General features: G+C 70.4%; 11 protein-coding genes and 1 pseudogene. 5 read left to right on the plus strand and 7 right to left on the minus strand.

Going from position 1 to position 13,747, the window contains the following annotated elements; all coding sequences use genetic code 11:
* Nucleotides 1-1,451 precede the first annotated feature (1,451 nt).
* The 6 genes from rsmG to rpmH form a co-directional block, all read right to left on the minus strand.
* The gene (rsmG, locus tag DFJ67_RS11555) at nucleotides 1,452-2,177 is read right to left on the minus strand and encodes a 16S rRNA (guanine(527)-N(7))-methyltransferase RsmG (protein ID WP_239097049.1); all 726 of its coding nucleotides are present in this window, start codon (nucleotides 2,175-2,177) and stop codon (nucleotides 1,452-1,454) included.
* Between the two features lie 76 nt (nucleotides 2,178-2,253).
* Complete coding sequence (locus DFJ67_RS11560) at nucleotides 2,254-2,916, minus strand: Jag family protein (protein WP_409362894.1); 663 nt, start codon at nucleotides 2,914-2,916, stop codon at nucleotides 2,254-2,256.
* Nucleotides 2,917-3,049: 133 nt separating this feature from the next.
* On the minus strand, nucleotides 3,050-4,183 hold the full coding sequence (yidC, locus tag DFJ67_RS11565) for a membrane protein insertase YidC (protein ID WP_116076056.1): 1,134 nt from the start codon (nucleotides 4,181-4,183) through the stop codon (nucleotides 3,050-3,052).
* A gap of 18 nt (nucleotides 4,184-4,201) precedes the next feature.
* Nucleotides 4,202-4,450, minus strand: coding sequence for a membrane protein insertion efficiency factor YidD (gene yidD / locus DFJ67_RS11570; RefSeq protein WP_203783315.1), 249 nt, complete (start codon nucleotides 4,448-4,450; stop codon nucleotides 4,202-4,204).
* Between the two features lie 65 nt (nucleotides 4,451-4,515).
* On the minus strand, nucleotides 4,516-4,881 hold the full coding sequence (gene rnpA, locus DFJ67_RS11575; protein ID WP_116067885.1) for a ribonuclease P protein component: 366 nt from the start codon (nucleotides 4,879-4,881) through the stop codon (nucleotides 4,516-4,518).
* Nucleotides 4,882-4,911: 30 nt separating this feature from the next.
* On the minus strand, nucleotides 4,912-5,049 hold the full coding sequence (gene rpmH / locus DFJ67_RS11580; RefSeq protein ID WP_116067886.1) for a 50S ribosomal protein L34: 138 nt from the start codon (nucleotides 5,047-5,049) through the stop codon (nucleotides 4,912-4,914).
* A gap of 626 nt (nucleotides 5,050-5,675) precedes the next feature.
* On the opposite strand from rpmH, the gene dnaA reads away from it, so the two are divergent.
* The 5 genes and pseudogenes from dnaA to DFJ67_RS43225 all read left to right on the plus strand — a co-directional run.
* Nucleotides 5,676-7,667, plus strand: a complete 1,992-nt coding sequence (gene dnaA, locus DFJ67_RS11585; protein WP_239097059.1) for a chromosomal replication initiator protein DnaA — start codon at nucleotides 5,676-5,678, stop codon at nucleotides 7,665-7,667.
* An 891-nt stretch (nucleotides 7,668-8,558) separates the two neighbouring features.
* Complete coding sequence (gene dnaN / locus DFJ67_RS11590; protein ID WP_116067888.1) at nucleotides 8,559-9,692, plus strand: DNA polymerase III subunit beta; 1,134 nt, start codon at nucleotides 8,559-8,561, stop codon at nucleotides 9,690-9,692.
* 50 nt (nucleotides 9,693-9,742) lie between these two features.
* Complete coding sequence (gene gnd, locus DFJ67_RS11595; protein ID WP_116067889.1) at nucleotides 9,743-10,615, plus strand: phosphogluconate dehydrogenase (NAD(+)-dependent, decarboxylating); 873 nt, start codon at nucleotides 9,743-9,745, stop codon at nucleotides 10,613-10,615.
* Nucleotides 10,616-10,618: 3 nt separating this feature from the next.
* On the plus strand, nucleotides 10,619-11,752 hold the full coding sequence (recF, locus tag DFJ67_RS11600) for a DNA replication/repair protein RecF (RefSeq protein WP_116067890.1): 1,134 nt from the start codon (nucleotides 10,619-10,621) through the stop codon (nucleotides 11,750-11,752).
* Nucleotides 11,753-12,215: 463 nt separating this feature from the next.
* Nucleotides 12,216-12,782 (plus strand): annotated as a pseudogene (locus DFJ67_RS43225) (DciA family protein); the annotation flags it as partial.
* Nucleotides 12,783-12,785: 3 nt separating this feature from the next.
* Here DFJ67_RS43225 and DFJ67_RS11610 read toward each other — a convergent pair.
* Nucleotides 12,786-13,340 (minus strand): hypothetical protein, encoded by a 555-nt coding sequence (locus DFJ67_RS11610; RefSeq protein WP_116067892.1) that lies wholly within the window; start codon nucleotides 13,338-13,340, stop codon nucleotides 12,786-12,788.
* Nucleotides 13,341-13,747: the final 407 nt, after the last annotated feature.

Raw genomic sequence — 13,747 nt, forward strand, 5'->3', positions numbered from 1 at the left:
GAGTCTCGCGATGCAATCAGCGAAGTGTCGAAAAGGGGTTCCGGATCCGGCCGAGCGGAGCCGCGTCGCGAGCGCGGCGTCCCAACTACAGACGGCCTTGCCCCAGCTCGCGATGAAGCTCGACGCGACCCACCAGCCGGAACCGGAATGTCCTCCTCGGCCAGCGGAGCCTTCGCCTGTGCCCCCACGCGGGACGACGGAGATCGCCGCGGTCTACCGGCGCCAGTTGGTTGATCACCGTCAGCCGCCCCAGCCGCGCGCGAGGCGGACCGGCGCGAAGCACCAGCGGCGGCGGGCACGTCTCCTCCGACCGCAATGGCATCCGCCGAAACCGCGGATCCCGCAGGAGGTCGCTGCCGCCCGACTGCGGAAGGATCGTCGCCGCTCGTCGAGGCGGCGTTCGACCGTGCCGCAGCCGACGGTGATGGGGATCGTCCGCGACGACCTGAGGGGGCTGCGTCGGCGCCGCCCACAGCGGCGTTCGACAACACCGCAGCCGACCGCGGCGCACGCCGCCGCTGGCCGCCTGCGGCGGCAGGGCCGCCGCTTTCGGGTACCTGGGCATCCGGTAACACCGCAGCCGACCGCGATCGGCGCGGACCAACAGAGACGGCCGACTCCTCGCGCTTGGCCGCCGCGGTAGCCGACCGCACAGCCGATCGGGACGGGCTGGGACCGGCAGATGCCGCCAACTCCTCACGCTCGGCATCCGCCGAAACCGCGGATCCGGCTTCCGATTGAGCCCTGCGCCGGCCTCTGGACGAGCCGGCATCGCGACCGGCTGCCGTAGGCGTCGAGGGTGCGGCACCGACGTTGGGTTCAGCCCTCGCCGGCTTCGACGTGGGGCGTGCCGAGGCAGTGCGCTTCCCGGTCGGGACCGCGTCGCCGCTGTCCGGCGCCGCACCCGCACGGGACTGGCGCGGTGTGCCTGTCGATCGCGCCGGAGCCTTCCGCACAACCGAGCCGGCAGCAGCGGCAGGCGCACGCTCGGGAGACGGGTCCAGGCCGACCGGTGAAGTCTTGCTGCCACGCCGGGCACTGCCGACGGGCGGGCCCGACACCTCCTGGGCTGCGACAGCCCGAGCAGTCGCACGCGAAGGCGACGCGGCTGAGGAGGAATCCGCACCCTGCGGAGCCGCACGGCGCGAGCCCGCGCGAGGAGGCGCCGACTCGACGGACTCAGCCGCATCGGCTTTGGCGCGGGCGGCTTGAGCGCCCGGCCGCCCCGAACGGCCAGACTCAACGCGATCGGCCCGGCCAGCGACAGGCGCGCTCGCACGCTGAGCGCCGACCGCCTTGCGACTGGCCGGCTTCGATGTCGCGGCGGGTTCGGAAGGCCCAGCGGACCGAGAACCGGCCTTGCGTGCCGGACGGGCGGACTCCGCGACAGGATCCACCGGCGACGGCGGGGAAGAAGATCCGAACTCAGGTACAGCTCCCCGCCGGCCCATTTATCCCCTCCGCGATCTCCCGCGACCTCCGCCGCCGTCCGAGGCCGGACGGCTGCGTCCTCGGCCTGCCGGCCGAGGGTGTGCCGGCTCGACGATGCGCTCGCGGACGATTTCCACGACGGTCGTCGGCGGGTCGACCAGGCCGACCCCGCAATGCCGTACGACCGGCGTGGCTCCGCCCAGTCGACCGATCGCGGTCTGGTGTTCCGCGATCTCGTCGGAGGCCGACGCGCCCTTGAGGGCGAGCAGCCGTCCGCCGGGTGCGGTGAGGGGGAGACACCAGCCGGCGAGCCGGTCGAGCGGCGCGACCGCCCGAGCGGTGACCACGTCGGCGGGGACCAGGGCGTCCCGTACCTCCTCGGCTCGGCCGCGGACGACGGTTACGGCGTCGTCCAGGCCGAGCTCGGCCACCACTTCCGCCAGGAAGGCGGTCCGTCGTGCCAATGGCTCGACCAGGACCATGGTCAGGTCCGGCCGCGCCACCGCAAGCACGATACCGGGCAAACCCGCCCCAGACCCCACGTCAACCACCGAAGCGCCGGACGGGATCAATTCGGTCATAGTGGCGCAGTTCAGCAGATGGCGGTCCCAGATCCGGGGTGCCTCGCGCGGGCCGATCAAGCCACGCACAACCCCGTCGGTGACGAGCAGCTCGGCATAACGCGCGGCCAACGGCAACCGGTCACCGAACAACACCGAAGCAGCAGCGGGCACGGGGGCGGTCACGAGCGGACCCCCGGCATGGAACGGCCCGGGCGGATGACCGCCCGGGCCGAAGCCGCCGCGCTGAGCGCGGCCCGTGTCACGAAACCGGCCGCACGATGATGCGGCGGTGCGGCTCGACGCCCTCGGACTCACTTTCAACACCGGCAAGGGCGTTGACCACATCGTGTACGCATTTGCGCTCGAACGCCGACATCGGCTCGAGGCGCACGGCCTCGCCGTATTCCTTGACCTTCTCGACCGCGTTCTTGGCCACGGCGGCGAGTTCCTTGCGCCGGGTGGCGCGGTAGCCGCCGACGTCGAGCAGCAGTCGGCTCGGCGACCCGGTTTCACGGAAGACCGCCAGCCGGGTCAGCTCCTGGAGCGCCTCCAGCGTGGCGCCGCGCTGGCCGACCAGCGGCTGGAGCCGCCCGCCGACGACCTCGACGACCGGACGGCCGCCGGACACCAGCTCGTCGATATCGCCGTCGTAGTCGAGGATGTCGAGCAGGCCCTCGACGTAGTCCGCGGCGATCTCGCTCTGCCGGAACAGGTCGTTGTCGCTGGTCTCCTTGGTCTCCGCGACCGCGGAGCCCGCCGCGTCGTCGTCGCCCTCGGCCTCGTCTTCGGCCTCGTCGCCGTCTTCGCCCTCGTCGACCGCCTCGTCGTCCTCGGCCGTGTCGGCCTCGTCCACGCGCGCGGCAGCCTCGTCGTTCTCCTCTTCGAAGGGCTTGTCGGTGCGGGGGATGCTGGTGTCGGTCACGGTGTCATCTCCGTATGTCTCTCGCCGGACCACTGGGTCCGCTGGTCAGCCCGGCCGGTGAGCGCAGTCACCGGGCCGGGCACGTATGGGTGTCGCGAGGCGCGGCCGGCGGAGGAGTCGCCGGCCGCAGCGCTCATTGACGTTTAGCGGGGCGGCGGCCGCCCTTTTTCGGGTTGACCGGTTTAGCGCCGGGTTTGGGTGCCAGCGCCTTGCCGTCGGTCGCGGGCTTGGCCTCGGGCTGCTTGCCGTTGGCCTTGCTGCTGGCCTGGCGCGACGGTGCGGCCTTGCCGTTGGTCGCGCCCTTGCCGACCGGCTTGGCGGTCGCACCCGGCTGCGGCGTGGCAGCCGACTTGGCGGCGTCGGTGAGCCGGCTGAGCAGGCCGCCGGACTTCGGCTGGGCCTCGCGGGCGGCCGCGGCGGCCCGGGCCTTCTCGCCCGCCTCGGAGTAACGGCTGGGCAGGTTGGCCTTGTTGACGGCCGGTGGCGGGAACTTGCGCAACACCCACTGCTGCTGCGCCAGGGTGAACAGGTTGTTCGTGACCCAGTAGATGATCACGCCGATCGGGAAGATCGCACCGGAGATCAGCAGCGACGCCGGGATGCCGTAGAGCATGATCCGCTGCAACATCCGCTGCTGCGGGTCTTCGGCCCAGCCGGTCTTGAGGATCATCTGGCGGCTGGTCAGGTAGGTCGTCGTGATCATGATGGCGACCAGGATGGCCGCGATGATCTTTACCGTGGTGACGCTCGAGTCGAGGACGGCGAGTTCAGAAGCGCTCGAGCCGAACCGACCGGAGATGGGTGCGGTGAACAGCGTCGCGTGTGAGGCGCTGTCGAACTGCTGCGCGGTCCACCCGTACAACTCCTTGAGCTGGTTGTTCGGGTTTACGCGTTTCAGCACGTGGAAGAGGCCGAGGAAGACCGGAATCTGGAGGAACATCGGAAGGCAGCCCATGAGCGGGTTCGCCTTCTCGGTGCGGTAGAGCTCCATGATCTCTTTTTGGAGCGTTTCCCGGTCGCCCTTGTGTTTCTCCTGCAGCTCCTTGACCTTGGGCTGCAGGGCCTGCATAGCGCGTTGTGACTTGATCTGTTTGACGAAGACCGGGAACAGGATCACCCGGACCGTGACAACCAGGAAGAAGATCGCCAGGATCCAGGACCAGGTGGTGCCGAGCACCGCGTGGTCGGGCACACCGATGGCATCCCACACCCCGTGCCAGCGCAGCAGGATCCACGAGATCGCCCAGTAGATCCAGTCAAGACTGATGTGCACCAAGGGCTCCTGTCACTCGGCCAGGGGTTCCGCCGTGTTGGCGGGGCGACGACGACGCGGCTCAGGGACCGGGTCGTAGCCACCGGGGTGGAAGGGGTGGCAGCGCAGCAGCCGCCAGATCGTCAGACCGGTTCCACGGATCGCGCCATGCCGCGACACAGCCTCGAGGCCGTAAGCGCTACACGACGGATAGAACCGACAGCGAGCCGGCAGTGCCGGGCTTATCCAACGACGGTACGCGATGATGCAAAAAGCCAGCACGCGGGCGGGGAGGCTGATGTTCTTGGGTGTCGTGTTGCTGATGGTTTCCTGTGAACTCACTGACATCACACCCCCCGAGCCGCGGCGATGGCCTTATCAAGATCAACACCGAGTCGTTGGTACGAGCGATCGGCGGCCTGTGGCAGCGCCCGGACCACAAGGGTGCTCCCGGCCGGCAAGGCGGCTAGCCGCTCCCGGGAGAGGTGTCGCAGGCGGCGCTTGACCTGGTTGCGCACCACGGCGCCGCCGACGGCCTTGGACACGACGAAGCCGGCGCGCGCCGATGGGGCGGCGGACGCCGGCTGGTCGAGATCGGGTGAAGCAGGGAGTGTCAGGTGGACGACCACAGCGCCGCGGCCGGCTCGGCGGCCACCGCGAACGGCGGTGGTGAACTCGTCGCGGCGCCGGAGGCGCTGCGCGGCGGCCAGCATCGCTGCCCTACTTCCATCTTGGTGCCGGACTCAGGCCGACAGCTCCTTGCGACCCTTGGCCCGGCGGGCGGAGAGGATCGCGCGGCCCGCGCGGGTGCGCATGCGCAGCCGGAAGCCGTGGGTCTTGGAGCGCCGGCGGTTGTTCGGCTGGAAGGTGCGCTTGCTCACGTCAGGCTCTCCGTCGTCGGGCGGCCCCAGGGTCGGGCCGGTCGTGTGGTGTTCTGTGCACGGCGCGCTCCGCGCGAGCGGGCGTGGGTCGGCCCACGCAGCAAACACCCGCCACCCTACCAGAGGGCGACGGAGCGGCCGCTCAAGCCTACGCACGCACGCAATGACCGTCAAACACCGGCAGACAGCGCGTCAGCGCAGGCCGCGGCCTCTTCGACGCAGGGGCCACTGCCCCCTTTCGCGTATGCCGAGAAGGCAGTTCTGTGGACAACGGTTGTAGGGGTGTGGACAACGCTGTTAGCGTGCCGGGTTGCTGGTCGGCGATCTGGGGGGCTCACGGCTGCCATATGGGGCAAAACCGGGCGAGGTAGTCAATCGTTCGGCACGGTGTAGTCACACCGATGCCGGATCGGCTGAACCCGGGGTCGTCAGTTCGTATGGGTATGGCGCCACGATCGGCTAGCACACAGGCTGTGGATAACTTGTGGACAGCGGTCAGGCCAGCCGCCCGTACGCGGGGGTTGTGCCAGGTCACAGCGGGTGGGGCTGGCCCGTCTCGACCGAGCACATGAAGCGAGGGGGGTGGCAACGGGGTGTCCGAGACGATCGATCTCGCCGGCGTCTGGATGGCGGCGACAGATGAACTAGCGGACGAGATCGTCTCCGCCCAGCAACGTGCCTACCTCCGGCTGACCCGCCTGCGCGCGATCGTCGAAGACACCGCGCTGCTCTCCGTGCCCGACGCGTTCACCCGCGACGTCATCGAGTCCCGGCTGCGCCCGGCGATCACCGAGGCGCTGTCCCGCCGGATGGGTCGTGCGATCCAGGTGGCGGTCACCGTCCGCCCGCCGGAAGACGGCCAGAGCCGCCCACCGGGCACCGTCTACACCGGCGCGCCGGAGAGCTACGCCGCCACCGCGTTCCCGCCACACCAGCGCAGCACCGCACCCGACACCGAGCAACCGGACGAGCCGGGACCGCCGCGGCCGGCACAGAGCAACCCGGCGCCGGCCCCCCGCCAGGCCACCACACCGCAGTCCGGCAACCACCCCGCCCCGGCCAGCGGCGGCACGCCGGCGGGCGAGCCGATCAGCGCGCTCAACGCGCCGACCGCCCTGCACAGTGTCATCTCGCCCAAGCCCAACCCGCCGATCGAGCCGGCTCCGGTGGCGCCGACCAGCCCCGCCGCTCCGGCCCGCCCGGCCGGCACCGGTGCGGTCGGCAAGGCCCGCCCACCGTCGCCCGCGGCCAACCCCCAGCCGCGCGATGTCGACCGCGACCGGCAGGACGCGCTGTTCGCGACGCCCTACCCGCCGGCGCCGCCACCGACCATGCCGGGCTACGGCGCGGGCGGAACGACCTACGGCACGCCGGCTTCCTACCAGCAGCGGTCCGACACGCCACCCACGTTCCGCGCGGATGCCGCGGACCGCGACCGCCGCGACGGTCGCGGCCAGGCCCCCGACCACCGCGGCGGGCAATACGACGAACCGCCGACCCAGCCGATGCGCCGCGACGGCGGCTCCGACAGCGGACCGGGACGCTCCGGCGACCGGCGCGACGACCGGCGCGGTGGTGCCGACGGCGGCGGCAATCGGCTCAACCCGAAATACATGTTCGAGACGTTCGTCATCGGTTCGTCCAACCGGTTCGCGCACGCCGCGTCGGTCGCGGTCGCCGAGTCGCCGGCGAAGGCCTACAACCCGCTGTTCATCTACGGCAGTTCCGGGCTGGGTAAGACCCACCTGCTGCACGCGATCGGCCACTACGCGCAGACGCTCGGCAACGCGCGGTCGGTGCGCTACGTCTCGACCGAAGAGTTCACCAACGACTTCATCAACTCGCTGCGCGACGACAAGACCAGTGCGTTCCAGCGCCGCTACCGCGACGTCGACATCCTGCTGATCGACGACATCCAGTTCCTGGAGAACCGCGAGCGGACCCAGGAGGAGTTCTTCCACACCTTCAATACGCTGCACAACGCCAACAAGCAGATCGTCATCACCTCTGACCGGTCGCCGAAGCAACTGGCCACATTGGAGGATCGGCTGCGCACCCGGTTCGAGTGGGGTCTGCTCGCCGACATCCAGCCGCCCGACCTCGAGACGCGGATCGCGATCCTCCAGAAGAAGGCGGCACAGGAGCGGCTCTACGCGCCGCCAGACGTGCTCGAGTTCATCGCGTCGCGGATCGCCAACTCGATCCGCGAGCTCGAGGGCGCGCTGATCCGGGTCACCGCGTTCGCGTCGCTGACCCGTTCGCCGGTGGAGCTCGCGATCGCCGAAGAGGTGCTGCGCGACTTCATCCCCGACGGCTCGGGCCCGGAGATCACCGCCGACCAGATCATGGTGTCGACGGCCGACTACTTCGGCGTTTCGCTCGAAGACCTGCGCGGCCATTCCCGTTCCCGGGTGCTCGTCAACGCCCGCCAGGTGGCGATGTATCTCTGTCGCGAGCTGACCGACCTCTCGCTGCCCCGGATCGGGCAGGCGTTCGGCGGCCGCGACCACACCACGGTGATGCACGCCGACCGGAAGATCCGCCAGCAGATGGCGGAGCGTCGCTCGCTCTACAACCAGATCGCCGAGCTGACGAACCGGATCAAGCAGAACACCTGAGCTCTGCCAGAAATCTTCTGACCCTGTTTTGACCCCGCCAGAGGTCCGCTGAACCCCTCGCCAGGGGTCGCTTGCGCGTACCCGTGTGTTCACAACCCGTAGCGGTTATCCACAGGTCGACGTCGATCCACAGACCGATCGGGTTTTCCACACGTCTACCCCCAGGCACATCCACACTGAGAAAAGTCGTTGCAGCCAGCGTTTCCAGTATTGTCCGGATTAGGTTGTTTACTATGATTGGTCTGGATCAGTCTGCGTCCCCAGGTTTCTGCACAAGTAAGGAGCGGTTATCCCCCGAACACACAGGTGACTCGCGTTCATCCACAGTTCCCACAGCTAATCCACAAGCGCTGTCCACCGTCGTGGACGGCGTGGTCGTCGTGCTCGTCGATGTCCACACAGCCTGTGGATGAAGGCTGGGGATGACACTGTGGATGTCGCTCGCCACGTCCACAGCGACGACGCACATGTGCGAAGCGTGTTGAAGGTTCTGGGGAAAGCCGGAAGATGATCTCTAAAGCCTGGGGAGAAACCTTGGGGAAACCCCGTGGACAACCGGTGGACAACTGGGCGTCGCTGTGTGCGAGCGATCGGCTGTGGATGGCGAGCCGAGTTACCCGCAGCGTTCTCCACATGTTCGACACCGGTGGATAACATGTCTGAGCTGCGAAAACGCAGGATCTCCACAGTTCGCACAGGCCCTATGAAGACGACTAGTTATCTCTTTAGAGAGAACAAAACCAATCATCACCTCTGGGGATTTGTGCATGGACCCACAACCTCGCCAGAAACACCGGGGTCGGGCGCACGTCATCGCCCGCCTCGCCTTAAGGTGCGGTGGGGCAACTCGCATCCGACCCAGCCCCGTCCGAGCCGACCCGGAGGCAACGCATGAAGTTCCGTGTGGAGCGCGACGCGCTCGCCGACGCCGTGGCGTGGACGGCGAAGAGCCTGCCGAGCCGTCCGTCCGTCCCGGTGCTCGCCGGTGTGATGCTGCGGGTGTCCGACGGCAGCCTCGAGGTCTCCGGCTTCGACTACGAGGTCTCCAGTCAGGTCACCGTCGACATCCAGGGTGACGCCGACGGCGCCGCACTGGTCTCCGGCCGGCTGCTCGCCGAGATCACCAAGGCGCTGCCCGGCAAGCCGGTCGACATCGCCGCCGTCGGTGCGCACCTCGAGCTCGTCTGCGGCAGCGCCCGCTTCACCCTCCCGACGATGCCCGTCGAGGACTACCCGAGCCTGCCGGCGATGCCGGCCAGCGCCGGCACGATCGACGCCGCCACGTTCGCGACCGCGGTCGCCCAGGTCGCCATCGCCGCGGGCCGTGACGAGACGCTGCCGATGATGACCGGCGTGCGGGTGGAGCTCAGCGGCAGCAACATCGCGCTGCTCGCCACCGACCGCTACCGGCTCGCCATGCGCGAGCTGGAGTGGCGTCCCGACGACCCGGAGATCAGCATCAACGCGCTGGTGCCGGCCCGCACCCTCAACGACACCGCCAAGACGCTCGGCCCGCTCGGTGGCGACGTCACCATGGCGCTGGCACACGGCGGCGCGGGCGAGGGCATGATCGGTTTCTCGGCCGGCACCCGGCGCACCACCAGCCGGCTGCTCGACGGCGCCAACTACCCACCGGTGCGCTCGCTGTTCCCGGCCAGCCACAACGCCGAGGCCCGGGTGTCCGTGCCGGCGCTGGTCGAGGTCGTCCGCCGGGTCGCCCTGGTCGCCGAGCGCACCACGCCGGTGCTGCTCAGCTTCGGCCCCGACGGTCTGGTCGTCGAGGCCGGCGGCAGCGAGGAGGCGCGGGCCAGTGAGGCCATGGACGCCACCTTCAGCGGCGAGCCGCTGACCATCGGCTTCAACCCGCAATACCTGATCGACGGGCTGCAGAACCTGCTGGCCTCGACGGCTGTCCTCTCCTTCGTCGATGCCTTCAAGCCCGCCGTGATTTCGCCCGCCGCCGACGACGGCGAGATCGTCCCCGGCTATCGGTATCTGATCATGCCGATCCGGGTAACCCGCTGATCCGCGGGTAGGGCACGAGCAAGGGCACGTCAACGGGAGGGGAACCCGCTATGCAGCTGGGGCTCATCGGCCTGGGCCGGATGGGTGGCAACATGCGCGAACGTCTGCGCGCCGCCGGTCACGAGGTCGTCGGATTTGACCACAAGCCAGAGATCTCCGACGCGAAGACGTTGGCAGACCTGGCATCGAAGCTCCAGGCGCCGCGAGCGGTCTGGGTGATGGTCCCGGCCGGGGTCACCGACAGCACGATCGACGACGTGGCTGCCGAGCTCAGCCCCGGCGACATCATCATCGACGGCGGCAACTCGCGGTTCAGCAGCGACGCACCGCGCGCGGAGCGGCTCGACGCGAAGGGCATCGGCTACGTCGACGTCGGCGTCTCGGGTGGCATCTGGGGCAACCAACTCGGCTACGCGCTGATGGCCGGCGGCTCCGACGACCACATCGCCCGGCTCATGCCGATCTTCGAAGCGCTCAAGCCTGCCGGCGAGTTCGGCTTCGTGCACGCCGGCCCGGTCGGCGCCGGCCACTACGCCAAGATGGTCCACAACGGCATCGAATACGGCCTGATGCACGCCTACGCCGAAGGCTACGAGCTGCTCGGCGCCTCCGAACTGGTGACCAACGTGCCCGGCGTGATCAAGTCGTGGCGCGAGGGCACGGTGATCAAGTCCTGGCTGCTCGACCTGCTCGACCGGGCGCTCGACGAAGACCCCGCCCTGGAAGCCATCAAGGGCTACGCCGACGACACCGGCGAGGGCCGCTGGACGGTCGAAGAGGCGATCCGGCTCGCGGTGCCGATGCACGTCATCGCCGCGTCGCTGTTCGCCCGCTTCGAGTCCCGCGAAGACGACTCACCGGCGATGAAGGCGGTGGCCGCACTGCGCAACCAGTTCGGTGGACACCCCGTTCACAAGAGCTGATTCGTGTACGTCCAGCGGCTCGAGCTGGTCGACTTCCGCTCCTACGAGCGGGTGGCCGTCGACCTGTCCGCTGGCACTAGCGTCCTGATCGGCCCCAACGGGGTCGGCAAGACCAACCTGCTCGAAGCGCTGGGCTACGTGGCGACCCTGGACAGTCACCGGGTCGCCACGGACGCCCCGCTGGTGCGGGCCGGCGCGCAAGCCGCGGTGATCCGCTGCCTGATCGTCCATGATGGACGCGAGTTGCAAGTCGAGCTGGAGATCGTGCCCGGCAAGGCCAACCGGGCCCGGCTCAACCGATCACCGGCCCGCCGGGCCCGCGACGTGCTCGGCGCGCTGCGGATGGTGCTGTTCGCACCGGAAGACCTCGAACTGGTCCGCGGCGATCCGGCCGAGCGGCGCCGCTACCTCGACGACCTGCTGGTAGCGCGCCAGCCGCGTTACGCCGGCGTGCGGGCCGACTACGACCGGGTGGTCAAGCAGCGCAACGCGTTGCTGCGCACGTCCTACCTGGCCCGCAAGACCGGCGGCACCCGCGGCGGCGATCTGTCCACACTAGACGTCTGGGACACCCATCTGGCCCGGCACGGCGCGGAGCTGCTGGCCGGCCGGCTCGAGCTGGTGACCGCGTTGGGCCCGTTCGTGGCCAAGGCCTACGACGCGGTGGCGGCGGGCCGCGGCGCCGCAGGCATCGCCTACCGCTCCGGCGTCGAGATCCCGCCGGCCGGCGCCGACCGGGCCGAGCTGGAAGAACTTCTGCTGGCCGCCCTCGCCGCCGGCCGTTCGTCCGAAGTGGAGCGCGGCACGACGCTGACCGGCCCGCACCGCGACGACCTGACGCTGACCTTGGGCGAGCTGCCGGCCAAGGGCTACGCGAGTCACGGCGAGTCCTGGTCCTACGCGCTGGCGTTGCGGCTGGCCGCCTACGACCTGCTGCGCGCCGACGGCATCGAGCCGGTGCTGGCGCTCGACGACGTGTTCGCCGAGCTCGACGCCGGCCGCCGCGAGCGGCTGGCCGACCTGGTCGGCGGCGCCAGCCAGCTCCTGGTGACCTGCGCGGTCCCCGACGACGTGCCGGCGGCGTTGCGCGGCGCCCGCTTCGAAGTCTCGGAAGGGACGGTCCGCCGTGCCGACTGACCCACCCGCCGGCGACCCTGGGGACGCCGGCTCCGGGAAGGCACGCCCGCGAGCCACGTCCCGGCCGAACAAAGCCACCGCAGCCCGCGGTGCCGCCGCGTCCGAGCCGGCTGGGTCCGGCGGCAGTGCCGCCCGATCCGGCCCGTCCACGTCTGGCGGCGGTGCCGCCCGATCCGAGCCGCCCACGTCCGGCGGCGGTGCCGCCCGATCCGGCCCGTCCACGTCCGGCGGTAGTGCCGCCCGATCGGGCCCGGCCGCGTCCGGCGGCAGTGCCGCCCGATCCGGCCCGGCCGCGTCCGGCGGCAGCGCCGCCCGATCCGGCCCGTCCACGTCCGGCGGCGGTGCCGCCCGATCCGGCCCGGCCGCGTCAGGCGGCGGTGCCGCCCGATCCGAGCCGCCCACGTCCGGCGGCAGTGCCGCCCGATCCGGCCCGGCCGCGTCAGGCGGCAGCGGGGCCGCATCCGGTCCGGCCACCTCCGGCGGCCCCGCCGCCCAAGCTGGACCAGCCGCGGCTGCTGAGGGCCTCGCCGGGCCGCAACTGGCCCGGGCGGCGCTCGACGCGGCGCTGGCAAAGCGGGGCGCGGCCGCACAGCGGCGCCGGCCGGCCGGCGGATCTGGCGGCGGAGCCGGCCAGGGGCGGCGCCTGCGCGGCTACTCCGGCCCCGGCCCCGACCCGCGCGACCCGCAACTCTTCGGCGCCGTACTCGAAAAACTGATCAAAGCTCGCGGCTGGCAGAAGCCGGCTGCGGAGGCCAAGGTCTTCGGGGTCTGGGAAAAAGTCGTCGGTCCCGACATCGCGTCACACTGCCGCCCGATCAAGCTCGCCGACGGTGAGCTCACGGTCGAGGCCGAGTCGACCGCGTGGGCCACTCAGCTCCGCCTGCTGGCCGCGTCGCTGCTCAAGCGGATCGCCGGCGAGGTGGGCCACAACGTGGTCAAGAAGCTGCACATCCACGGCCCGGCCGCGCCGTCGTGGCAGAAGGGCCCACGGCGGGTGCAGGGCCGCGGGCCGCGCGACACGTATGGCTGATTTTCAGTAGTCGGCGTAGACCGCGAACCCGCGGTCGGCGCAGCGCCGGTAGAACCGCGACAGCACCGCCAGCTCGCTGCGGGCGAAGCTCCACTGCGGCGCGTCGCCGGACTCGTCGCGCAGCGCGTCGAGGCGCCCGTCGAGCCAGCGCAACTGCTGCTCGGCAAGCCGGCCGCCGGACAGGGCGGTGCGCAGCACGGCGCCGACCGTCTCGAAGGTGACCGACTCGCCGTGTGGGCGATGCCCGTCGACGAAGCGCTCCAGGCCGCCGGCGATCCACGCGCATCCGTCGGGGTCGATCACCGGGTCTTCGTCTTCGGCCGCGGCCTCTGTGGCGTAAAGCACACCGTTGAGACCAAGCAGAAGATCGACCAGCTCGGTGTAGGCCGTCGCCCGGACCGTGCCGGTCTTGGCGATGTGTCCCGCGAGGGCCGCGGTCGGCGCGGAGACGTCGGGGGCGTCCGCCAGGTCGGCGAAGTCGACGAACTCGGCCGGTGCGACCGGATCGTAGAAACGACCGGTGCGCGGCCACTGGACGGCGACGTTGTCCAGCCCCATCGGGCCACCCTTCTCCGCTGAGCAGCATCCCGACACCGAAAGAGGTGGGGTCGCGAGCGTATGACACGTCGGGGTGCTGGCCCCGATCGGATCGCGCCGCGCAGAAACTACGGCACGGTAGCCGGTTCGCGCGACCCCCGACCGGTCACGTTTGGTGTGGGGATCATGGCCCTGATGTCTGGAATGCCGGGAACTCGGCTCCCGGTGGTCCCAGTGGCCACCGAGGCGACTTCATGATCCGCGGCCAAAAGGCGCCGGCGCGCGGCTAGCTCGCGCCGAGGGGGCGTTCGTGTGGGGGGAGTCGCGGATACCGAGGTTCGGGCCGCTGTGGCGCTTCTAGCGCTGTTTCCGGCGTGCGCCGGATGGGTGTTCGGGGCTCCGGCCCGGTAAGATTGCGGGAGACGAAG

This window comes from Asanoa ferruginea, assembly GCF_003387075.1.
Lineage (GTDB): Bacteria > Actinomycetota > Actinomycetes > Mycobacteriales > Micromonosporaceae > Asanoa > Asanoa ferruginea.